This window comes from Allobosea sp. GW823-FHT02B03, from assembly GCF_058797755.1.
In genome coordinates, this window is sequence record NZ_JBXAJY010000003.1 from 197812 (window position 1) to 220046 (window position 22235).

Consider the following 22235-nt stretch of genomic DNA (forward strand, 5'->3'; position numbering starts at 1 on the left):
GCGGACCAGCCCTTGCGCCCGTACTGACCAAGCGCCCGACAGCCCAGTTTTTCGGATTTTCCATCGTGACCGATCTCACCCGCCTGACCCTGACCGAAGCCCGCGACGGGCTGAAGGCCAAGAGCTTTTCCGCCACCGAGCTCGCCAAGGCGCATGTTGCCGCCGTCGAGCAGGCGCGGGCACTCAACGCCTATGTGCTGGAAACGCCGGAGCACGCGCTGAAGCAGGCGGCTGCCTCCGATGCGCGGCTGGCGAAAGGCGAGGCCGGGCCGCTCGAAGGCCTTCCGCTCGGCATCAAGGACCTGTTCGCGACTGAAGGCGTGCGCACCACCGCCTGCTCGAAGATCCTCGGCAATTTCGTGCCGGCCTATGAATCGACCGTCTCGAGCCAGCTCTGGCGCGATGGCGCCGTGATGCTCGGCAAGCTCAACAATGACGAATTCGCCATGGGCTCGTCGAACGAGACCTCGGCCTTCGGTCCGGTGGTGAATCCCTGGCGGCGGGAAGGCTCGAATGTCGGCGCTGGTGCGGCCGGCAGCGTCGAGGGCAACCACCTCGTTCCCGGCGGCTCGTCGGGCGGTTCTGCCGCGGCCGTCGCCGCACATCTTTGCCTCGCCGCGACCGCGACCGATACCGGCGGCTCGATCCGCCAGCCGGCCGCCTTCACCGGCACGGTAGGCATCAAGCCGACCTATGGCCGCTGCTCGCGCTGGGGCGTCGTCGCCTTCGCCTCCTCGCTCGACCAGGCCGGCCCGATCGGCAAGACGGTGCGCGACTGCGCCGTGATGCTGCGCTCGATGGCCGGGCATGACCCGAAGGACACGACTTCGGTCGACCAGCCGGTGCCGGACTACGAGGCCTCCGTCGGCCGCTCGGTCAAGGGCATGAAGATCGGCATTCCCAAGGAGTACCGCATCGACGGCATCTCGCCGGAGATCGAGGCGCTCTGGCAGCAGGGCATTGCCTGGCTGAAGGCTGCCGGAGCCGAGATCGTCGAGATCTCGCTGCCGCACACCAAATACGCGCTGCCGGCCTACTACATCGTCGCGCCGGCCGAGGCTTCGTCGAACCTCGCCCGCTATGACGGCGTGCGCTACGGCCTGCGCGAGCCGGGCCGCGATATCGTCGAGATGTACGAGAAGACCCGCGCCGCCGGCTTCGGTGCCGAGGTCAAGCGCCGCATCATGATCGGCACCTATGTGCTGTCCTCGGGCTATTACGACGCCTATTACCTGCGCGCCCAGAAGGTCCGCACGCTGATCAAGCGCGACTTCGAGGAGGCCTATGCCTCAGGCATCGACGCGGTGCTGACGCCGGCGACGCCGTCGGCCGCCTTCGGCATCGGCGAAAAGGGTTCCGCCGACCCCGTCGAGATGTATCTCAACGACATCTTCACGGTGACGGTGAACATGGCGGGTCTGCCGGGTATCGCCGTGCCGGCTGGCCTCGACAGCCAGGGCCTGCCGCTCGGGCTGCAGCTGATCGGCCGGCCCTTCGACGAGGAGACGCTGTTTTCGCTCGGCGAGGTGATCGAGCAGGCGGCTGGGCGTTTCGCGATCGGCGAGCGTTGGTGGGCCTGATTGGCTTCTGACATCGGGCGAGCGCGGGCTGATCGGTCGCATTCCGAATCCTGATTTCCCGCGCAGGGCCGCCAATGGCACTCTCCCGGCAGCCTGATCGCGCTGCCGGAGAACCGCCATGCCGACCTATCCCTACGAGACCGTCGACGTCTTCACCGACCGTCGCTTCGGCGGCAATCAACTCGCGGTCTTCACCGATGCGCGCGGCATGTCGGACGCCGAGATGCAGGCGCTGGCGGCCGAGATGAACTATAGCGAGACGACCTTCGTCCTGCCGCCGAGCGACCCGGCGAACACCGCCCGGGTCCGCATCTTCCACCGCACTGCCGAGATGCCCTTCGCCGGCCATCCCAATGTCGGCACGGCCTGCGTGCTCGCCGCCCATGGCCGCGATCGCGACGGCCTACTGCTGTTCGAGGAAATGGCGGGACTCGTCGAGGTCAAGGTGATGCGCGATGGCGAGGGCCGGGTGACCGGCGCGACAATTGCCGCGCCGCAGCCGCTCTCGCTCGGCCTGACGCTGCCGGTCGATGCGATCGCAGCCTGCGTCGGGCTCGCCCCCGAGGATATCGTCGTCAGCCGCCACCAGCCGCAGCAGGCCTCGGTCGGCGTGAAGTTCGTGCTGGTCGAGATCAAGTCGGAAGCGCTCGCCCGCGCGACGCCGGACATCAACGCCTACCGTAGGCTCGAGCGTGCCAACCCCGCGCTCGAAGGCCGCCTGTCCCTGTTCCTCTATGCCTGGGATGGGGGCAACGCCCGCGCCCGGATGTTCGCGCCGCTCGCCGGCACATGGGAAGACCCGGCGACCGGCAGCGCCAGCGCAACGCTGGCGGCGCTGACGCTGTCGCTGGGAAGCGAGGAGGCGGTCGCCTTCGAGATCACCCAAGGTGTCGAGATGGGGCGGCCGAGCCTGCTGCATGTCGCTGCACGGCGGGTCGACGGAGAAATCCGCGCGACCGTGGGCGGCGGCTGCGTACCAGTGCTGCGCGGTGAAGCGACGTTGTGAGCAAGGCGCCTCATGCTCGGGCTTGAACCGAGCAACTCAGGCCGAAAGAGGCTCTGGATGGCACCTTCTGGTCATGAGGTTCCCGGGTCGGCGCTTCGCTGCGCCCGAGACTCACGCACGTCTCAGCCGCTCAAGCCCAAATCCGCGCGGACCTTCTTCGTCAGCCCGGCGGCGACCAGCCGATGGCTCTCGCGCAGATAGTCGCGAAAGGCATCGTCCGGCAGGCTTTCATCGGAAAAGCGCTGGATCCACTTCATGCCGCGCGAGGCGAGATAGGGCGCCGGGCGGCAGCCGGGCGCGTCCCGCAGCATCTCATAGGCCATGGGCGAGCACTTGAACGAGACGAAGAGGGACCCGCCAGCCTCGTCCCGGCCGAGGGCGAAGACTTTTCCGCCGACCTTCCAGACATCGGCACCGCCCCATTGCACGACATGGGCCGTCGCTGGCAGGGCGGCGCAGAAGGCGTTGTACTCGGCGAGGGTCATATCGCCTCAGAAGCTTTCTGCGTCGATGCCGTGGCGCTTGGCTGCAGCGACGATCTGCGACCAGGTCTCGTCGTCGAGCGGGATGCCGTCGCGCTGGCGTTCGATCCGGGTGGTACGTTCCTTGTCGCCCGGAGCCAGAACCGGCGCCGCCGGGTCCTGCGGCGCGGCCGCGCGCACGAAGGCAAGATAGCTCTCGATGCGCTTGCGGCGCAGGCTGGCGTCGGGTTCCAGCCTTGCAGGGTCGATCAGCACGCCGAACAGCGAGTTGATGATCCAGCTGCGGTGCGGTTTCTCGTCGATGCGGGCGGCACCCATCAGCCCGGCCGAGAGCAGCTCTGCGATCAGCGAGAGGCCGGCGCCCTTGTGGTCGCCGAAGGGCAGCAGCGCGCCGAGCGGCAGGTCGGGAATGGCGTGCTGGAACACGTGCTTGGGGTCGGTCGTCGGGCGGCCCTCGCCGTCGATGATGTAACCCTCCGGCACCGGCACGCCCTTGTTGAGCGCGACGCGTGCCTTGCCATGGGCCATGCGGCTGGTGGCGAAATCCAGGATGATCGGGTCATTCTCGGGCACCGGAATGCCGATCGCATGCGGGTTGGTGCCGAAACGCGCTTCCTTTGCGGCATAGGGGGCGACGATCGGCGGGCGGCCGGCGACATTGACCCAGAACAGCGAAATCAGCCCCGCCGCCGCAGCGACCTCCGCATAGTGGCCGATGCGACCGATATGGTGGGCGTCGAGCAGGTTCAGGATGGCGACGCCACCGGCCCGGGCGATGGTGATGCCGCGTTCCACGGCATCGCGGGCCGTCGGCTGGCCGAGCGCGACATTGCCGTCGGCGATCAGGAACGGCCCGGCCTCGATCCGGATCGACAGTTTCGATTCCGGCTTCAGATTGCCGTCGGCGAGCGAGTTGAAATAGAGCGGCAGCATGCCGACGCCGTGGCTGTCATGGCCGCTGAGATTGGCGAGCACGAGATGCTCGGCCGTCTCCCGGGCCTCGGTCTCGCTCCAGCCGGCGGCGGTGATCATGGCGGCGGTGAGGGCGCGGAGCGCTTCGGGCCGGTGCAGGCGATAGGTCATGGCGGCTTCTGGTCGATATCCGGACAATGGAGATGAGGCGCCACAGTGCACGGGCAGCGATGCCGCGCAATGCACCCCGGTGAATTGGCATGGCTGCATTGGCGCATCTCGACGTTGCGTTCACCAATCCCTATGTTGCGGGATGCAATCCTGTTTTCACCGGACCTTGAATCCGGTCGAGGAGGGGCGAGGGAATGTTCTCGATACCTGGTTTGAAGGTGGTCTCGCTGACCGACGCCGCTGCGGCGCGCATTCGCGAGATCATGGCGCAATCGGCCAATGACGATGCGGGGACGCCGGCACTCGGCTTGCGCGTCGGCGTCAAGAAGGGCGGCTGCGCCGGCATGGAATACACCTTCGAGGTCGCGCGCGAAGCCAGGAAGGGCGACGAGGTCGTGACCGAGAAGGGCGCGACCGTGGTCGTCGACGGCAAGGCCGTGCTGTTCCTGCTGGGTACCGAGCTCGATTTCAGGACGGATCGCTTCTCGTCGACCTTCGTCTTCAACAATCCCAATCAGGTCTCGGCCTGCGGCTGCGGCGAATCGGTCGAGATCAAGCCGCGGGCTGAGAGTGCAGTCGCGGCGCAGTAGCGCCCCTCAGGCGACCCTGGTCGAATCCATCACGGCGTCCTCGGTGACGGTCCGGTTGCGGCCGTCGCGCTTGGCCTGCATCAGCGCGCTGTCGGCCCGCTCGACGATCGAGCTGATCGTGTCGCCGCGATGATAGACCGCGACGCCGAGCGAGATGGTGATGCGGCCGAGATTCTCATTGGTCGAACGCTTGACCAGCTCGCGGGTCAGCAAGGCTTGCCGCACGGTCTCGGCACCGAACTTTCCGGCGGTGACGTCGGCGTCGGGCAGGATGATCGCGAATTCCTCGCCGCCGAAGCGGGTGATCACTGCCTTGTCCTTGAACTTGTCCTTCATGGTCCGTGATACGAGGCGCAGCACCTGGTCGCCGGTGAGGTGGCCATGCGTGTCGTTGAAATGCTTGAAGAAGTCGATGTCGGCCATGACCAGCGCGAAGGGTTCGCGCCGCAAGGTGGCCTGATCGATCGCCTTCTGCAGCATCTCCTCGAAATGGCGGCGGTTGGCTAGTCCGGTCAGCGGGTCGGTCAGCGCTTCGGCCCGCGTCGATTCCAAGGCCTCGCGCAGGTTGCGGATTTCGTGCGCGCTTTCCCTGAGCTGGGTTTCGAGCTGGGTCTTGCGCGCCACTTCCTCGCGGGTCGAAAGCACGAGCGCCTCGACCCACTCGCGCAGGCGCTGGCGATCGGCCGAAGGCGGGACCTCGTCGGACATGGCGCAGAGCCGGCCATGGTATTTTTCGCTGGAGGCGAGGGTCTGGTCGACCAGCGCCATCATCGCGTCGATCTCGCCGAGGACCTGCAGGCTGGTGCGTTCGGCCTGACGGGAAAGCCGCTCCGTGCCGATGAAGCGCTCATAGAGCGTGTCGATGTCGGCCATGCCGACCTCGCCATTGCTGCCGGCGATGATCGCGTTCATCGCGATGCTCAGTGCCGGCATCTCGCCGCTGAGATGGGCGTACCAGACCTCGAAGGAGCGGGGGTAGCCGGGCGAGTAATGCTGGCGCATGGCGGCGACGACGCGCTCCGCCAGATCGTGAACCTGCGGCGAAGCTGAATTGTCGGTGCTCATCACGCCTGTCCCCCGCCGGGCGATCTCTCGTCTCGCGACGATGACCGGCCCTGCATCAACCGAAACGGGACATCCTGTCCTGGTCTGGCTGGAACAAGCTTCCCGCCGAAAGCCGGCAAGCGCCGACCTTCAACCCGGACGGGACCTTAAGGGAGTGGAGTTAAGGCAACGTTTCCTCGCCGAATTCTGCCGTTCGGCGGGCCCGATGCTTGAGAAAGACTTCAGTCGGCCCGAACCGAGCGCAGCAGGAACGCCGGCACGTGATCGCCGAGGCCCTTGACCTTCGGCCCGTCGTCGATCTCATCCCGCCGCGGCGTGCGCGGCCGTTCGCTGCTCCGGCGCGGGGCGTGGTCGGCGACCGGCTCGCGCCGCGGCTGACGCTCGCTCTGCGGCGCCGCCTCGCGGGTGGCTTCGGCCTCCGCCTTCGGCTCGCTGCGCGGCGGTTTGGCGTCACGTCCGCCGCGGGCGTTGCGGCCGCCCCGGCGCTCCTCGCCGCGGCGACCACGACGCTCCTCGCGCGGCTCAGCCGGCGGCAGGGAGTCGAGGCCCGGGCCTTCCCATTCGATGGTCTTGCCGGTCAGCTTCTCGATCGCCGCGACCAGCTTGTCGTCATGGCGCGTCACGATGGTGAAGGAGGCACCTTCGCGCCCGGCGCGGCCGGTGCGGCCGATGCGGTGGACATAGTCCTCGGCATGCGTCGGCACGTCGAAGTTGAAGACGTGGCTGACGGCGGGAATGTCGAGGCCGCGGGCCGCGACATCGCTCGCAACCAGGATCGGGTTCTCGCCGGTGCGGAAGGATTCGAGCGCCGCCATGCGGGCGTACTGGTCCATGTCGCCATGCAGGGCGACGGCCGGAAAGCCGTGCTTCTGCAAGGATTTGTGCAGCGTTGCTACATCGCGCTTGCGGTTGCAGAAGACGATCGCGTTCTGCAGGTCCTTTGCGTCGCGGATCAGCTTCCGCAGGACATCGCGCTTCTCGTAATCCTGACTGTTCGAGGCGATCAGGCGCTGGGTGATGGTCGCGGCGGCGGTCGCCGGGCGCGAGACCTCCACGCGCACCGGATTGTGCAGAAACTGCTCGCTGATCCGCGTGATTTCCGGCGGCATGGTCGCCGTGAAGAACAGCGTCTGGCGGGTGAACGGCACCAGCTTGCAGATCCGCTCGATGTCGGGGATGAACCCCATGTCGAGCATCCGGTCGGCCTCGTCGATGACGAGCAGCTCGACGCCGGTGAGCAAGAGCTTGCCGCGCTCGACATGGTCGAGCAGGCGGCCGGGCGTCGCGATCAGCACGTCGACGCCGCGGGTGATCTTGGCATCCTGATCGCCGAAGGAGACGCCGCCGATCAGCAGCGCGACCGAGAGCTTCTGGTTGACGCCGTAGCGGGTGAAGTTCTCCTCGACCTGTGCGGCGAGCTCGCGGGTCGGCTCGAGGATGAGCGTGCGGGGCATCCTGGCGCGGGCGCGGCCGTTCTCCAGGATGGTCAGCATCGGCAGCGTGAAGGCCGCGGTCTTGCCCGTACCGGTCTGGGCAATGCCCAGAACATCCTTGCGGGCGAGAACATGCGGAATGGCCTGGGCCTGGATCGGCGTCGGCGTCGTGTAGCCTGCGTTAGTGACGGCCGTCAGAACTTTATCGCTGAGGCCGAGTTCGGCGAAGGACATCGAGGGTTGCGCTTCTTCTGGGTCGGTGACACGTGGCGGGATGACCGATCGACCACCACGGTGGCGCGACTTTGCTTGCCTGCGCGCCTTCGGACGTTCGTGGAATGCAGAAAAAGCAGGGCAAAGTCAACATTCTAGCGAGGTTAGACGATGATGAGCGCGAGAAGCATGGCAGTTCCCGAGCCCTTGGTGCTGGTCCCGGGGCTGAATTGCACCGCAGCGCTCTATGCGCCGCAATGGCCGGCTTTGGCGTCCGGCAGGCCGATTCTTGTCGCTGAAACGAGTTCTGACGAGACTATTGGCGCGATCGCCGAGCGTCTGCTGGCGGCCGCTCCTGAGCGTTTCGCGCTCTGCGGGCTGTCCATGGGCGGCTATGTCGCGTTCGAGGTGATGCGGCGCGCGCCGGAGCGCGTGACGCGGCTGGCGCTGCTGGACACCAGCGCAAAGCCTGCGACACCGGAAACCAACCAGCCCCGCGAGCAGATGATCGCGCTCGCCGAGAAGGGAGCGTTCGACAACGTCACGACCTTGCTGTGGCAGAAGCTGGTGGCGCCGGCCCGGCTCGCCGACGAGCCGCTGCGGCTCCTGGTGCGCCAGATGGCCGAGGATGTTGGCGCGGCCGGCTTCGTCCGCCAGCAGCGGGCGATCATGGGGCGGGTCGATTCACGGCCCGGCCTGTCGACCATCACGGTGCCGAGCCTGGTGATCGTCGGTGCCGAGGACGAGATCACGCCGCCAGTGGAGGCGAAGGCGATCGCCAGCGGGATCGGCGCCAGTGCGCGCTATCTGGAAATACCCGGCTGCGGTCATCTCTCGACGCTGGAGGCGCCGGAGATCGTGACGAGGGCTCTGCTCGACTGGCTCGATTGAGGTGTCAGCGCGGAACGACGCAGGGGTCGAGTCTGGTCTCGCCGGCCCGCTTTGCGAGCGAACCGGTGACCATCGGGTCGATCACCTGTCCCTTGGCCGCGGCGGAGGCGGCCTGTCGCATGCCGTCGCGGTCGAGATGCGCCGTCTGGTAGGAGACGAAATTGGCCGCGATTACCGAGAGGAAGGCGATCGCTGCGCCGGCTTTGGCGACATCGGCGACCATGCCGCCATGTTCGTTGCGCAGAAAGGCCATGACGAGGCGCATCGCGCTCTCCTGAAGAAGGCATGGCGTCAGACGCCGACAAGCAGAGAATGCAACCGAGCCTGTAAAGACTTGGTTAGCGACATTTTCACGCGCCCGATGACTGCATAAGCCGCCGGGTCGGAAGGTCAGCTCGCGAAGGGCAGGGTACCGATGCCTCGGTCGCCCCCTTCGAGCTTGGCGCGGTTCTCCCGGAACACCCGGCGCAGCTCCGCCAGCACGGCCAGCACCGCAGGTCGCTGGCGGGCGATCTCGTGCGAGACGAGGAAGATCGCGTCGGCGGTCGCCTCGGGCGGCTCCTCGATGCGGACGAGGTTTTCGTCCGCATCGGCGATGAAGCAGGGCGCCATCGAGACGGCGCCGGAAGAGCGGATGCTCTCGTAGCGTGCAGCGGAATCGGCGACCCGTGCCGCGATCGGCCGGCCGGCAGCCCAGGCGAGGATGTGTTCGTCGATCCGCGACGAGACATCGCGGCTGACCGAGATGATCGGTGCACTCGCAGGGTCGACGCCGCGCCTGGCATAGAGCGCCTGCACGAGCCGGCCGACCTTCTGGCCGAAATAGCCCGTGCCTTCCGGCGGCTTGCGCATGCGGATCGCGATCTCCGCTTCGCCGCGCGCGAGGTCGAGCCGCTCGCGCGTGCTGAGGATGACGATCTCGACGCCGCCGGCGGCCGCCGACAGCCTCGTCGCATTCATCGTCAGGAGCAGGCTGATCGAGGTCGTTGCAGTGATCCGCACCGGCGCGTCGTCGGCGGGCAAGGCCGCCTTCGCACGATTGGCGAAGCGGGCAGCCGCCGCGGCGACTGCCGCCGCCTCCTGCGCCAGCGCCGCGCCGATCTCGGTCGGGATCAGCCGGTTGGCGCCGCGCCTGAACAGCGGGAAACCCAGCCTTGCCTCGAAGCTGCGCAGCCGTCTTGCGACCGTGGTCTCGCTCAGCCCGAGCGCCACCGCCGCCACGGCCAGCGCACCGGCGGTCGCGACCGCGTGGAAGATCTCGATATCCTCCCAAGGCAGGGCCCCGGGCACGCCGTCGCGTCGAGATGGAGGGGTAGCAGGCTGCCCCATGCGATCAGCTGCCAGCGGCAGGGCGTGGAGGCAGGGCGCTCCGGCGTTTCATGGCAGGCACAGGATGAGAGGTTTCGCATGCCGACAGGATGTCCGCATGGCGCCGTTGCCGCAGCCCGGCAGGAATGCGGGGGAGCCCGGCGCGCGCGCTGCTGCCGGGCCGCGAGATCACAGGTCGATCAGCTCGCCGGCGAAGGCAGCGCGTTCCTGAATGAAGACGAAGCGGGCTTCGGGCTTGTTTCCCATCAGCCGTTCGACCGTATCCGAGGTCTCCTGCTTGTTCTCGTGGTCGACCATGACCTTGAGCAGCATGCGCTTGGCCGGATCCATGGTCGTTTCCTTGAGCTCGGCCGGCATCATCTCGCCGAGGCCCTTGAAGCGCCCGATCTCCGGCTTCTTGCCCTTGAACACCGTCTCGAGCAGTTCGGCCTTGTGCGCGTCGTCGCGGGCATAGACCGATTTGCTGCCATGGCGCAGCCGGTAGAGCGGCGGCACCGAAAGGTAGAGGTGGCCCTTCTCGATCAGCCGCGGCATCTGGCGCCAGAAGAAGGTGACGAGCAGCGATGCGATATGGGCGCCGTCGACGTCGGCGTCGGTCATGATGATGACCTTCTCGTAGCGCAGATCGTCCTCGCGGAACTGCGTGCCGATGCCGCAACCGAGCGCCAGGATCAGGTCGGCGAGCTGCTGGTTGGCGTTGAGCTTGTCGCGGGTCGCATTGGCGACGTTGAGGATCTTGCCGCGCAGCGGCAGGATCGCCTGCGTCGCGCGGTTGCGCGCCTGCTTGGCCGAGCCGCCGGCCGAGTCGCCCTCGACGATGAAGAGTTCCGAGCCGGCCGCGCCGGCATTGCTGCAATCGGCGAGCTTGCCGGGCAGGCGGAGCTTGCGCGTCGCGGTCTTGCGCGAGACCTCCTTTTCGAGCCGGCGGCGCAGACGCTCGTCGGCCCGGTCGACCGACCAGTCGAGCAGCTTCAGGGCCTGCTGCGGCGAGGCCGCGAGCCAATGGTCGAAAGCATCGCGGACCGCGTTCTCGACGATGCGCGCCGCCTCGAGCGTCGCCAGCTTGTCCTTGGTCTGGCCCTGGAACTCCGGCTCGCGGATGAAAACCGAGAGCATGGCCGTGCAGGTCGCCATCACGTCGTCGGAGGTGACCTGCGCCATGCGCTTACTCTGGCCGATACGCTCGGCATGGTCGCGCAGGCCGCGCAGCAGGGCGATGCGCAGGCCCTGCTCATGCGTGCCGCCCTCGGGCGTCGGGATGGTGTTGCAGTAGGAGGAGCTGAAGCCGTCCTCGCCGGTAGCGAGCCAGGCGACCGCCCATTCGAGCGAGCCGTGGCCGCCCTCCTTGGTGAGCTTCCCGCCGAAGATCGGCTCGGCGACGAGGTCCTTGCCCTCGATCTCGCCGGCGAGATAGTCGCGCAGGCCGCCGGGGAACTTGAAGACCGCCTCGGCTGCGACATCGCCTTCGGGCTTGAGCAGGCTCGGCGCGCAGCGCCAGCGGATCTCGACACCGCCGAAGAGGTAGGCCTTGGAGCGTGCCATGCGGAACAGGCGTGCCGGAACGAAATGCGCGCCTTCGCCGAAGATCTGGGCGTCGGGATGGAAGCGCACGCGGGTGCCGCGCCGGTTGGCGACGCGGCCGACCGTCTCCAGCGGCCCCTGCGGAATGCCGCGCGAGAAGATCTGGCGGTACAGCACCTGGCCGCGCGCGACCTCGACCTCGAGCCGGTCGGACAGCGCGTTGACGACGGAGACGCCGACACCGTGCAGGCCGCCCGAGGTCTCGTAGGCGCGGGAGTCGAATTTTCCGCCGGCGTGCAGGATCGTCATGATGACCTCCAGCGCCGACTTGCCGGGAAATTTCGGGTGCGGGTCGATCGGGATGCCGCGGCCATTATCGGTGACGGCGAGCGAGCCGTCCTCGAACAGCTCGACATCGATGAAGGTGGCGTGGCCGGCCACCGCTTCGTCCATGGCGTTGTCGATCACCTCGGCGAAGAGGTGGTGCAAAGCGCGCTCGTCGGTGCCGCCGATATACATGCCCGGCCGGCGGCGAACCGGTTCGAGCCCTTCCAGGACCTCGATCGCGGAGGCGTCGTAGCCAGTTTCGGACAGGGTGCCGGAGCGGGCAGGGGCGCGTGCCGGCTTCGGCGGCGCGGCGGCGGGGGCGCGTGCTTCCACGCCTTCCAGCCTGCCTTCGTCGTCGCCGAAAAGATCGTCAGCCATCGCTTTTGCGCCCAGGTGATTCGTAACGAGAAAATATAGCGCATTCGCTGCCCGGCAGTGGCAAGCAGGGCGCTACCCGCCCGCAATAGACCGATATCGCCTCGGCAGGAAGGCCGGATGACGAGGCGCGAGACGTAATGTCACTGCGCCGTCACGCTCCGCTGTCAAGAGGCAAGGGAACTTCGGTCGCCGCTGCGCGGTTCAGGCATCGTTAACCATGCCGCCCCGATGCTCGCCATTGTCCGGCGCGGGCTTGGCTTGGTCGGTGGTTTGGATATGCTGGTGCTCAAGGGGAGGAATGCCGTGGCGTCGCGTGCCGTAGTGCCGAAGATCAGGCTTGCCGGGCTCGAGCGTGCGGCGCGCCATGCCGGTGAGGCTTTCGCCTATGAGGAGCTCTCCGGCCATCCCGAGACACGCGATGCGGAGTCTGCCCAGCTGCGCCGCCTCTGGTGGCTCGCAGCGGCGGTCGCTCTGGTCGGGCTGGTCGCCCTCGCGCTGCGCTGAGGCGCGTCAGCCCTTCCTCAATCTTTCGCCGCTAGAACGCCTCTGCGGAGGTCGTCATGCGCGTAGTCATCGTCAGTGATTTCGGGGCCGTCAACGGCGGCGCCGCCAAGGTCGCGATCGAGAGCGCGCGCGGGCTCGCCGAGGCCGGCGTCGATGTCGTCTTCGCCTGCGCCATCGGCCCGGTCTCCGACCGGCTGGATCATCCGAGGATCGAGGTCGCGCATTATCAGGGCGAAGAGGTCTGGCAGGTCGGCAGCAAGATCGCAGCGGCCCGCCAGGGCATCTGGAACGCCGCCGCACATGACTTCCTGACAGCGCTGCTGGCGGAACAGCCGCGCGGCGACACGCTCGTGCACCTGCACCAGTGGACCAAGGCCTTCAGCCCGGCGGCAATCGCGGCGGCTGGCGCCAGCGGCCTGCCGGTCGCCATCACCATGCACGACTACTTCTCGTTCTGCCCGACCGGCGCCTATTTCGACTTCAAGACGGGCGCGCCATGCCAGCAGACACCGATGTCGGTCGGCTGCGTCACCGCCAATTGCGACCGGGCGTCCTATGTCCACAAACTGGTCCGGGTCGCCAGGCAGTGGCGTTCGGACGAAGCTATGCGCGGCCTGAAGGCGCCGCTCTTCATCCATGTCAGCGAATTCGCCCGGCGCTTCGCCGAGCCGTTTCTGCCGAAATCGGCCCGCCATGTCGTGGTCGAGAACATGATGGAAGCGCCGCGGCGGGCGCCGGTGGATGCAGGTGCCAACCGACACGCGCTCTTCCTCGGCCGCTTCACGCAGGAAAAGGCCGGCGATGTCCTGGCGCGCGCCGCCGCCCGCGCCGGCATGCCCGTGCGCTTCGTCGGCGAGGGGCCGATCGCCGATGCGATCCGTGCAGCGAACCCGGACGCCGAGATCAGGGGCTGGGTGCCGGCCGATCGGGTTTTCGATGAGATCGGGCAGGCGCGCTGCCTCGTTCTGCCCTCGCTCTGGTATGAGCCCGGCCCGTTGGTCGTCGCGGAAGCCCGTTCGCTCGGCGTGCCGGTCGTGCTCGCCCGCACGACCGGGCCCGCGAGCTGGATCGTCGACGGAGAGGACGGGATGCTCGTCGAGGGCGGCGACGTCAACGGGCTGGCAGCGGCGTTGGCGCGGCTGCGCGACGACGATGCTGTGCGTGCATTGGGACAGTCGGCCTACCGCCGCTACTGGGCCGATCCACTCACCACCGAGCGCCATGTTGCACGCACGATCGCGGCCTATCGCTCGCTGCTCCGCGCAGGGGATTTGTCTGCTGTGGGATGAGGCCACTGCAGACCTGAGCGGCAGTCGGTCAGGTCAGCACCTCGTTCCAGCTCTTCTTGTTCCGCCGCGCCACGAGGTTGTAACCCTTGGTGCGGTCGCGTTTCCAGCCATCCAGTTCGTGTGCGCGCGCGACCGGAATCGTGCGCGCATCCAGCAGAAGATGCACATCGAAACCGCGATCCTCGATCAGGTGCCGCGTCAGCGCGTGCGTGGGATCAGCGCCGTGATCTTCGTAGATGACTAGGGCGTCGGCCTCGAGAGCGGCCTCCATGCCAGCCAGTGCTTCTCGCTCGACGCCCTCGACGTCCAGCTTCACGACGAGCCGGCGATCCTGCCAGCCTTCCTGCGCGATCAGGTCGTCGATCGTGATCGATAGCACTGCCTCGCCGAATGGCGCCTCGTTGTCGGCTGCTATGCCGCGGGCCTCGTGTGCGGCGTCGTTGAGCCGGACCTCGAGGCCGGAGCGATCGAGAATGGCGCGGTGGAAGGCTCGAACCCTGCCTGAATGCGGTGCCACATTGGCGGACAGCAACGTGAAGGTCGATGCCGACGCTTCGACGGCCAGGACGGACTTGCCACCGGCGGCGCTCGACGCCGCGAATACCGACCAGTAGCCGATATTGGCGCCGCAATCGACGAATCCGTAGTCGACGCTTTCGAGTGCGCGAAGGAAGCGGGCGAGCTCCGGCTCATGATCGTAGGAGCGCAGCAGCATGCGGTTCCAGTACGGATCTGACGCCGGAAACGAAACGGCGGCCTCCGGGGCGAGAACGATCGTGGCGCTCCGCTTTCTCCAGAGCAGGTTCCCCGCGAGGCGGCAGGCTCGATACAGACCCCGCTGCTGAAAGGCGCGCGACAGCCCTCCATAGGCATCGAGCAGCATCAGGGCGCAGCGATCGGCGGGGGTCGATGCGCGGGCGCGGCCGGTCGTCCGATCAAGGCTCAATGCGGGAATTTGTCTGGTGTCGGTCTGCATGAGGCGGGTCTCCACCAGTCCGACTAGCACGGTCTGGTTGAGCAAATGAAAACAGTTGCCTTTCGGATTTTCTTGACAGGATAATATTCCTTCTATAGGAATGTTCGCGTTATGTTCACGTTAGGAACCTCTGATGCCATCCTTCATTCTTTTCGACGATGTCGTAGTTGCTCGTACGGCGGCTGCCACGGCGGGTTGGACCGATTTTTCCGGCTTGCAAACCGTATTCGACTATGCCCGCGACCAGGGGCGGCCACTGTTCTTCCAGCCGGGTATCTATGATTCCGGTACCGCCACGGTCCTGACCAGCAATGGCGGCGGCAAGCCGTTGCTGGCGCGTGCTGTCCCCGGCTCGGTAACTTTGCGCTTCAATGGCGTGAATATTTTCCTTCGCGTCGAAGGGCAGTCGAATGTCTGCTTTCAGGGTCTGATCTTCGACGGGCAGAATCGCGCGCTGACAGACTATGTGGCGCAGCGCCCAGCCCTGATTGCGGTGTCAGCTGCTGCCAAGGGCATCGTCTTCGAAGATTGCCGTGTCGCCAACTCACCGGGCATCGGGCTTTACGTTACGGGCGGCGCCGAGGCGCTGATCCGATCCTGCTCCTTGTCGTCGCACTCGATCGGCATCTGGAGCGAGAACGCGAAGATCAGCGCCCACGACAACAAGCTCAGCTTGCTGTCGAACAACGGCATCGCGATCTGGCGCTCGGCCGTGACCGGCGACAGCTCGACGATCTCCGGCAACGAAATCAACGGCATCGAGTCGGCTGCGGGCGGCACAGGCCAAAACGGCAACGGTGTCAGCGTCTTTCGGGCGATCGGTGTAACGATCACCAACAACAAGATATTCAATACCAAATTCTCCGCTGTCCGCTGCAACGGGGGCGGGCAGTTCATCGTGTCGAACAACAGCGTATACAATACGCGAGAGGTCGCGATCTTCGTCGAGGCGCCTGGTGCCAACATCGACCTCCACGGCGCCATCATCGCGAACAATTCGCTCGAAACCGTCGGAAACGGCATCAACGTCGCAAATTCCGGTCAGTTCGGCGACGGCACCTCACGCAGTGTCATCATCGAGGGCAATCGGATCGCCAATGTCCTGAACAATCCGATTCCGGACGCGGGCTACTATCCGCCCTCAACCATCGGCAATGGCATAATGATCGAGCAGGATTGCGTCGTGTCGGCCAATATCATCGATAGAGCATCGCGAGTCGGTATTCAGGCCGGCATCAACACTGGCGCGCGGGATCTGGTCGTGACCGGCAATTTGGTGATGAACACTCCGATCGGAATCGGTGTCTCCAACGATGCGGTGTCGAACACCGGGCGCAGCGTTGTCGTCTCCGGCAACATCGTCCGCAGCGCGTCTCTCGGAGGGATCGTTCCGACCCTCTTCGCGGGCACAACTTTCAACCGCGTTGGCGCGACCGAGTACGGCAACCAATTGGCGACGACCGCCGGCAGCGTCACCTTCGGCCACAATCGCTATCTCTGAGGCGCTGTTCCTCCAACAAAAAACCGGGGCGCTTGCGCCCCGGTTCGTCAGTTGGATCGCGAAACAGGTCGCGGTCGGGAGGTTATCTTCTCCTGAGCGCGACGCTCAGTAGGAGTAGTACATCGCGAACTCGACCGGGTGCGGCGTCATCTCGTAGCGCATCACATCCTGCATCTTGAGCTCGATATAGCTCTCGATGAAGTCGTCGGTGAAGACGCCGCCGGCCTTGAGGAAGGCGTTGTCCTTCTTGAGCGCGTCGAGCGCCTCGCGCAGCGAGCCGCAGACGGTCGGGATCTTCTTCAGCTCGCGCGGCGGCAGGTCGTAGAGGTCCTTGTCCATCGCCGGGCCGGGATCGATCTTGTTGATGATGCCGTCGAGGCCGGCCATCGTCAGCGCCGCGAAGGCGAGATAGGGGTTCGCCATCGGATCGGGGAAGCGGACCTCGACGCGCTTCGCCTTCGGCGAGGTCGTCCACGGAATACGGCAGGAAGCCGAGCGGTTGCGCGCCGAATAGGCGAGCAGCACCGGAGCCTCATAGCCCGGGACCAGGCGCTTGTAGGAGTTGGTCGACGGGTTGGTGAAGGCGTTCAGCGCCTTGGCGTGCTTGATGATGCCGCCGATGTACCAGAGGCACTCCTGCGACAGGTCGGCATACTTGTTGCCGGCCATGATCGGCTTGCCGTTCTTCCAGATCGACTGGTGGACGTGCATGCCCGAGCCGTTGTCGCCATAGACCGGCTTCGGCATGAAGGTCGCAGTCTTGCCGTAGCTCTGGGCGACGTTGTGGATGCAGTACTTGTAGACCTGCATCTGGTCGGCCATGTGCGTCAGCGTATCGAACTTCAGGCCGAGCTCATGCTGGGCCGAGGCGACCTCGTGGTGGTGCTTCTCGACCTTGGCGCCCATGGCAGCCATGGCAGCCAGCATCTCGCCGCGCATGTCCTGCGCCGAATCCTGCGGGGGAACCGGGAAGTAACCGCCCTTGGTGGCGATGCGGTGGCCGAGATTGCCGCCTTCGTACTCGGTCATGCCGTTGATCGGCAGCTCGACATTGTCCAGCTTGAAGCCGGTGTTGTAGGGGTCGGCAGCGATCTTGACGTCGTCAAAGACGAAGAACTCGGCTTCCGGGCCGACATAGACGGTGTCGCCGATCCCGGTCGACTTGAGGTACGCCTCGGCCTTCTTGGCCATGCCGCGCGGATCACGGCCATAGGGCTCGCCGGTCGCCGGCTCGAGCACGTCGCAGGTGATGACCATGGTCGAGGCCGAGAAGAAGGGGTCGATGCAGGCCGTGGTCGGGTCGGGCATCAGCAGCATGTCGGACTCGTTGATCGCCTTCCAGCCGGCGATCGAGGAGCCGTCGAACATCGTGCCCTCGGCGAAGATCTCCTCGTCGATCATCGAGATGTCGAAGGTGACGTGCTGCCACTTGCCGCGCGGGTCGGTGAAGCGGAAGTCGACGTATTTGACGTCATTTTCCTTGATGGCCTTCAGCACATCCTTGGCGTTCTTCATTTTCGACATTCCTCTCGACTGCAGTTCTCACGACCGACGTCGTCCGCGGCTTCCTTGCCGCCGGTGCACGCCTGCCGGGTTCCGGAAAAATTCCTTCAGATCGCGTCCGCGCCGGACTCGCCGGTGCGGATGCGGATCGCCCCCTCGATGGACGATACAAATATCTTGCCATCGCCGATGCGGCCGGTCTGGGCTGCCTTCTTGATGGCCTCGATGGCGCGCTCGACCATGTCGTCGGCGAGCACGATCTCGATCTTCACCTTGGGCAGGAAGTCCACGACGTATTCGGCGCCGCGATAGAGCTCAGTATGGCCCTTCTGGCGGCCGAAACCCTTCGCTTCGAGCACGGTGATGCCCTGGAGGCCGACTTCCTGGAGCGCTTCCTTCACCTCGTCGAGCTTGAAGGGTTTGATGATCGCCTCGATCTTCTTCATGCGCCGACCAGCCTCCGTGGCGTAAGATTACCGAATTCGCAGTCCCAGGCCCGGTTCTGCCCTCGGCAACCGTCCAGCATCGACCGTGCCGGGTCAACCAAGCCCCGCCGTCTTGCTCATAGCATCGGCGCGGCCCGCTCGCCATGTCGGCAGGCCTGCAAAAGCGCCCGTTCAGACGGCAGAAAACCGGCTAAAATTTGTGCATGTGCTGCATAATTGGACATCCGGGTCGAGCGTGCCGTTCTTGTCGGTGCGCTGCGGCTCATGGATGATCCGGGAATGACCAAGCCCGCGCCAGATTCACTTGCCCTGCTGAGCGTCGCCGAGATGGCCGCCGCGGACGAGGCCGCGATCGCGGCGGGCATTGCGGGCTTTACGCTGATGGAGCGCGCGGGCCGCGCGGTGGCCGATGCGGTCTCGCGGCGCGGCCGCCCGGGCGAGCGCGTCCTGGTGCTGTGCGGCCCTGGCAAGAACGGCGGCGACGGCTTCGTCGCCGCGCGTCTGCTCGAGGCGCGCGGCTTTGCGATCACCCTGGCGCTGGCAGGCGAACGCGGGCAGCTTACCGGCGATGCCGGCGAAGCGGCGGCAGGCTGGCAGGGGCCCGTCCTGGCCGTGGCGGAGATTCGGCCGGAGGATCACGCCATCATCGTCGACGCCCTGTTCGGGGCAGGGCTCAACCGCCCGCTCGATGGCGCCGTCGCTGCGCTGGTCGAGCGCGTCAATGCGAGCGACCTTCCCGTCATCTCCGTCGATGTGCCGAGTGGCGTCTCCGGCGACAGCGGCATGACGGCCGGCCCGGCGATCAGGGCCGACGAAACCGTTACCTTCTTCCGGTTGAAGCCCGGACATCTGTTGTATCCCGGCAGGGCGCTCTGCGGTGTCGTCACCCTCGCCGATATCGGGATCACTGCCGAGATGGTGTTCGGTCCGGGCAAGCCCCCGCCGATGACCTTCAGCAACGAGCCGGCGCTCTGGCAGGGTCAACTTCCCCGGCACGAGGCGGGGACGCATAAATACCGGCGCGGTGCGGTGGCGGTCGCCGCTGGCGGGCTTGCCGGTGTCGGCGCGCCGCGGCTCGGTGCGCGGGCGGCGCTGCGGATCGGGGCGGGATTGGCGACGATCATCTGCCGGCCGGAAGCGCTTGCGACCCATGCCGGCCGTGGCCCCGACGCGCTCATGCAGATTGCCGCGGCGGACGGTGCGGCCTTCGAGGCGGCACTGGCGACGCGAAAGCTCTCGGCGCTGCTCGCCGGGCCGGCACTGGGCCTCGACGCCATGGCAGCGGAGGTTGTGACGGCGGCGCTGTGCTCGAAGCTTCCGCTCGTGCTCGATGCCGATGCGCTGACGGTTCTGGCAGCGCGGTCCGAGCTGCTGGAGGAGCTCGCCGGCCGGCGGTCGGTTTCGACCGTGCTGACGCCGCATGAAGGCGAATTCCTGCGTCTTTTCGGCGATCGCCCCCCTTACGCCGCCGGAGCATCGCGTCTCGTCCGCGCGCGGACGGCCGCGACAGCGACCGCTTCGGTGGTCGTGCTGAAGGGGCCGGACAGCGTGATTGCGGCTCCCGACGGGCGGGCAGCCATCAATGCCACGGGCTCGGCCGCGCTGGCGACGGCAGGCTCCGGCGACGTGCTAGGCGGTATCGTCGCGGGCCTGCTAGCCCAGGGCATGCCGGCCTTCGAAGCGGCCTGCGCCGCAGTCTGGCTGCATGGCAAGGCAGGAGAGGCGCTCGGCTTCGGTCTGATCGCCGACGACCTGCCCGAGGCACTGCCCGGCGCGCTGCGGCTGGTCGCCGGCTGAGTAGGGCATCCGGGCTGGGGCAGGCGGCAAGGAGAAGCCCGCCCCTTGCGGAGGCGGGCTTCTTGTCCGGCCGCTAAGCCCTCAGGGAGGACTTTAGCGGGCGGCGTAGGTCACGGCCGGAGCGCTGGTGAGCTGCTCCTTGCTCATGTTGATCTTGCCGTGGTCCGGATACATTTCCGGAGCACGCGGGGTAGGCGCCGGCTGGCTTACGACGCCACCGGCGCTGCCCGACGGAGCCGGGGCCGAGGCGGCCATGGGCTGGTCGCTCCAGGTGACCTGCTCGAACGGGATCGCGACATCCTTCGAGCCGATGCCCAGGAAGCCGCCTACTCCGACGGTGACCAGTTCGATCTTGCCGGTCTTGTCGAATACGACCTCGGTGACGTCGCCGACCTTCTTGTTGTCGGGCCCGTAGATATCGACGCCCATCAGCTTGGAAGCGCGCCATTTGCCCTGGCCGGCCAGATTGTTCTCGGGCGCCTTCGCCGTCTCAGGGGCTGGGGCTGGCATGGCCGGCGCAGTGGTCGCGGGCGCGCTGGGCTGCGGGCTCGGAGGCGTGCTGGGAGAGGTGGTCTGGGCGACCGCAGCGGCGGCAAGCATGACGCCGCCAATCGCCGTCAATGCAACGTGACGCTTGTACATCGTTTTCCTCCTGTCGGCTTTCCGCATGATGCGGGATGCCTGAACAACGCCGGCAGCAGGGTTTTGTTCACGTCGTCTTGAACAAGCGCTCTGAAAGAGGGGCAAAAGGGCTCATACTCAGCAAGTCTTCGCGCTCAGTACGGCTCGTTTAGGGGGACTGCGCGAGGCGGGGCTTACGACTTGAAAGGCGCTCGGATGCACAGGAGCTTGCTCATCGCCGGCCTTGCTGTGGGCAGCGCAGGCCTAACCACACCGGCGGAGGCGTTCTGGCCGCGCACGCAGCTCCAGGCCTGCTCGGCGGTCGCGAACGAGGTCGATTTCCAGCGCTGGCGCTGCTGGGAGCTGGACGGGCAGGTGCCGATGTCCTTTGGCGTCCCTGCAATCGAACTCTACCCACCCCCGACCGGGCGCGAATGGCGGCGACCAACGCTGCGCTCGGGACCTGTCGTCAGGCGGCTGGGCTGAAGCCCGCCGGCCCGAGCCGGCGAGGCGACACAGCGGAGGCCGGGCGCTCGATGACATCGCCCGGCCATTGAGTGTGTGCTCGGCTGGCGGGCGTCAGCCCCAGACCCAATGACAGCGCTGCACCCGGCGTCCCCATCGATCGAAGTGGATGCGGCAGACGCGCCGGCGGCGAACATGGCGCCGGTGATGGCGGTGCCGCCGGTTGCGGTGATGCCAATGCACCGAGTTGCGATTCTGGGCGGACTCGATCGGCGTTCCGTCGGGCGCCGCCATAGCCGCATCCTCGGCGGCCGCATTCGGGAGCAGGGGAACGATGCTCTGGGTTGCGGGTGCCGCCGCGGCTTCGAAGGCGGCCAGGGTTCCGGTGCCGCCGGCGGCGAGCGCCAACAGTCCGGTGATGAAAGATCGACGCTGCATGCTTGCTCCTCGGTCGTCGTCCCGTCGCCCCATGACGATCATGCATGCGAACGGGAGCACGTCCAGCATGTCCGTCTCGCGTAAAAGGCGGGGTGGAGGCCTCTCCGTCCGGGTCGGTCCGAAATGGTGCGCGGCGCCACGCCAGAAAGGCCGGCAGCGGGGCGGACTGAAGCGCGAGGTCGCGTCTACGGCCAGCAGAGGAAGAGCAAAGCTCCCGCCCCTGCAAGATTGACCAGCGTCACCAGCCAATGCGACGTGGCGGCAACCAGCTGCGCCTGAAAGCGCCTCTCGCATTCACATTCCGGCACGGCAATTCCCCCTGCCAGGGAGTATTGTCCAGCCCGGCGAGATTGCGCTTCCCCCAAATGGGGGGTCTCCCGGAACGCTGCCCATCGGGAAATCGATGCTGGCCAGGCGAGTTGGCCGCAGCCGCACCTGCGCGAAGGTCCATGCCGCCAGCGGACAATTGCGTTGAATCAAGTCCCGCCTCGTTCCGAGCCCGTAGCATCGCCTGCAGAACGTTCTTCCAGACAGGATTCTGCCATGTCCAACACACCACACATCTTGGCCGACGAGTTCCCGGGCCTTGGGGATGCGATCCACAAGCTGAAGATCGCGAATCCCGACTTCGCCCAGCTCCTGGTTCGCTATGACGAGGTCAACGATCAGGTCCATCTGGCCGAAACGAACATCACCCCCGTCGACCAGCTCACAGAAACCGAGCTTCGCAAGGAGCGTCTGCGGATCAAGGACGCGATCAGCCAGGCGCTATCGAGCCAGTGAGTCGCTTCCCGCAG

The 22235-nt window shown here is 66.6% G+C and carries 21 protein-coding genes; 9 read left to right on the top strand and 12 right to left on the bottom strand.

What is annotated here, in order from left to right:
- The first annotated feature begins 65 nt into the window (after nucleotides 1-65).
- Together gatA and AC1REK_RS10575 are read left to right on the top strand one after the other, a co-directional pair.
- Complete coding sequence (gene gatA, locus AC1REK_RS10570; RefSeq protein WP_492268072.1) at nucleotides 66-1580, top strand: Asp-tRNA(Asn)/Glu-tRNA(Gln) amidotransferase subunit GatA; 1515 nt, start codon at nucleotides 66-68, stop codon at nucleotides 1578-1580.
- Nucleotides 1581-1698: 118 nt separating this feature from the next.
- Nucleotides 1699-2586 carry a PhzF family phenazine biosynthesis protein gene (locus tag AC1REK_RS10575; RefSeq protein ID WP_492268071.1) on the top strand — a complete coding sequence of 296 codons (888 nt, stop codon included), beginning with the start codon at nucleotides 1699-1701 and terminating at the stop codon, nucleotides 2584-2586.
- A 122-nt stretch (nucleotides 2587-2708) separates the two neighbouring features.
- On the opposite strand, the gene AC1REK_RS10580 is transcribed toward AC1REK_RS10575, so the two are convergent.
- The gene (locus AC1REK_RS10580) at nucleotides 2709-3071 is read right to left on the bottom strand and encodes an MmcQ/YjbR family DNA-binding protein (protein WP_492268070.1); all 363 of its coding nucleotides are present in this window, start codon (nucleotides 3069-3071) and stop codon (nucleotides 2709-2711) included.
- Between the two features lie 6 nt (nucleotides 3072-3077).
- Nucleotides 3078-4151 (bottom strand): malate/lactate/ureidoglycolate dehydrogenase, encoded by a 1074-nt coding sequence (locus AC1REK_RS10585; RefSeq protein WP_316021083.1) that lies wholly within the window; start codon nucleotides 4149-4151, stop codon nucleotides 3078-3080.
- Between the two features lie 194 nt (nucleotides 4152-4345).
- On the opposite strand from AC1REK_RS10585, the gene AC1REK_RS10590 reads away from it, so the two are divergent.
- Nucleotides 4346-4741 carry a HesB/IscA family protein gene (locus tag AC1REK_RS10590; protein ID WP_492268069.1) on the top strand — a complete coding sequence of 132 codons (396 nt, stop codon included), beginning with the start codon at nucleotides 4346-4348 and terminating at the stop codon, nucleotides 4739-4741.
- A 6-nt stretch (nucleotides 4742-4747) separates the two neighbouring features.
- Here AC1REK_RS10590 and AC1REK_RS10595 read toward each other — a convergent pair whose 3' ends face one another.
- Nucleotides 4748-5806 carry a GGDEF domain-containing protein gene (locus AC1REK_RS10595; protein ID WP_327521744.1) on the bottom strand — a complete coding sequence of 353 codons (1059 nt, stop codon included), beginning with the start codon at nucleotides 5804-5806 and terminating at the stop codon, nucleotides 4748-4750.
- A gap of 221 nt (nucleotides 5807-6027) precedes the next feature.
- A complete protein-coding gene (locus tag AC1REK_RS10600) occupies nucleotides 6028-7473 on the bottom strand; it encodes a DEAD/DEAH box helicase (protein WP_492268068.1) in 1446 nt (481 codons plus the stop codon).
- 168 nt (nucleotides 7474-7641) lie between these two features.
- Here AC1REK_RS10600 and AC1REK_RS10605 point away from each other — a divergent pair, with 168 nt between their 5' ends.
- Nucleotides 7642-8343, top strand: a complete 702-nt coding sequence (locus AC1REK_RS10605) for an alpha/beta fold hydrolase (protein WP_492268067.1) — start codon at nucleotides 7642-7644, stop codon at nucleotides 8341-8343.
- Between the two features lie 4 nt (nucleotides 8344-8347).
- Here AC1REK_RS10605 and AC1REK_RS10610 read toward each other — a convergent pair whose 3' ends face one another.
- From AC1REK_RS10610 to parE, 3 genes are all read right to left on the bottom strand, one after another.
- Complete coding sequence (locus AC1REK_RS10610) at nucleotides 8348-8608, bottom strand: hypothetical protein (protein ID WP_492268066.1); 261 nt, start codon at nucleotides 8606-8608, stop codon at nucleotides 8348-8350.
- Nucleotides 8609-8733: 125 nt separating this feature from the next.
- Nucleotides 8734-9633 carry a LysR family transcriptional regulator gene (locus AC1REK_RS10615; protein ID WP_492268065.1) on the bottom strand — a complete coding sequence of 300 codons (900 nt, stop codon included), beginning with the start codon at nucleotides 9631-9633 and terminating at the stop codon, nucleotides 8734-8736.
- A 207-nt stretch (nucleotides 9634-9840) separates the two neighbouring features.
- Nucleotides 9841-11898, bottom strand: a complete 2058-nt coding sequence (gene parE, locus AC1REK_RS10620) for a DNA topoisomerase IV subunit B (RefSeq protein ID WP_316021328.1) — start codon at nucleotides 11896-11898, stop codon at nucleotides 9841-9843.
- 303 nt (nucleotides 11899-12201) lie between these two features.
- On the opposite strand from parE, the gene AC1REK_RS10625 reads away from it, so the two are divergent.
- Both AC1REK_RS10625 and AC1REK_RS10630 read left to right on the top strand, forming a co-directional pair.
- Complete coding sequence (locus tag AC1REK_RS10625; RefSeq protein WP_327521739.1) at nucleotides 12202-12402, top strand: hypothetical protein; 201 nt, start codon at nucleotides 12202-12204, stop codon at nucleotides 12400-12402.
- 56 nt (nucleotides 12403-12458) lie between these two features.
- On the top strand, nucleotides 12459-13691 hold the full coding sequence (locus AC1REK_RS10630; protein ID WP_492268064.1) for a glycosyltransferase family 4 protein: 1233 nt from the start codon (nucleotides 12459-12461) through the stop codon (nucleotides 13689-13691).
- Nucleotides 13692-13719: 28 nt separating this feature from the next.
- Here AC1REK_RS10630 and AC1REK_RS10635 read toward each other — a convergent pair whose 3' ends face one another.
- The gene (locus AC1REK_RS10635; RefSeq protein ID WP_492268063.1) at nucleotides 13720-14667 is read right to left on the bottom strand and encodes an FkbM family methyltransferase; all 948 of its coding nucleotides are present in this window, start codon (nucleotides 14665-14667) and stop codon (nucleotides 13720-13722) included.
- Nucleotides 14668-14800: 133 nt separating this feature from the next.
- Here AC1REK_RS10635 and AC1REK_RS10640 point away from each other — a divergent pair, with 133 nt between their 5' ends.
- Nucleotides 14801-16168 carry a TIGR03808 family TAT-translocated repetitive protein gene (locus tag AC1REK_RS10640; RefSeq protein ID WP_492268062.1) on the top strand — a complete coding sequence of 456 codons (1368 nt, stop codon included), beginning with the start codon at nucleotides 14801-14803 and terminating at the stop codon, nucleotides 16166-16168.
- Nucleotides 16169-16273: 105 nt separating this feature from the next.
- Here AC1REK_RS10640 and glnA read toward each other — a convergent pair whose 3' ends face one another.
- Both glnA and AC1REK_RS10650 read right to left on the bottom strand, forming a co-directional pair.
- Nucleotides 16274-17683: a type I glutamate--ammonia ligase gene (glnA, locus tag AC1REK_RS10645; RefSeq protein WP_316021324.1), complete on the bottom strand. Its 1410-nt coding sequence runs from the start codon at nucleotides 17681-17683 to the stop codon at nucleotides 16274-16276.
- Between the two features lie 95 nt (nucleotides 17684-17778).
- Nucleotides 17779-18117, bottom strand: coding sequence for a P-II family nitrogen regulator (locus AC1REK_RS10650; protein ID WP_066469077.1), 339 nt, complete (start codon nucleotides 18115-18117; stop codon nucleotides 17779-17781).
- Nucleotides 18118-18396: 279 nt separating this feature from the next.
- Between AC1REK_RS10650 and AC1REK_RS10655 the strand changes: the two genes are divergently transcribed.
- Nucleotides 18397-19914, top strand: coding sequence for an NAD(P)H-hydrate dehydratase (locus AC1REK_RS10655; protein ID WP_492268061.1), 1518 nt, complete (start codon nucleotides 18397-18399; stop codon nucleotides 19912-19914).
- Nucleotides 19915-20007: 93 nt separating this feature from the next.
- Here AC1REK_RS10655 and AC1REK_RS10660 read toward each other — a convergent pair whose 3' ends face one another.
- Nucleotides 20008-20556, bottom strand: coding sequence for a PRC-barrel domain-containing protein (locus tag AC1REK_RS10660; protein WP_492268060.1), 549 nt, complete (start codon nucleotides 20554-20556; stop codon nucleotides 20008-20010).
- Nucleotides 20557-21114: 558 nt separating this feature from the next.
- Entirely contained in the window at nucleotides 21115-21507 is a 393-nt protein-coding gene (locus tag AC1REK_RS10665; protein ID WP_492268059.1) for a hypothetical protein, read from the bottom strand.
- A 474-nt stretch (nucleotides 21508-21981) separates the two neighbouring features.
- On the opposite strand from AC1REK_RS10665, the gene AC1REK_RS10670 reads away from it, so the two are divergent.
- Entirely contained in the window at nucleotides 21982-22221 is a 240-nt protein-coding gene (locus AC1REK_RS10670; RefSeq protein WP_492268058.1) for an HP1242/YdcH family protein, read from the top strand.
- The last annotated feature ends 14 nt before the right edge of the window (nucleotides 22222-22235 follow it).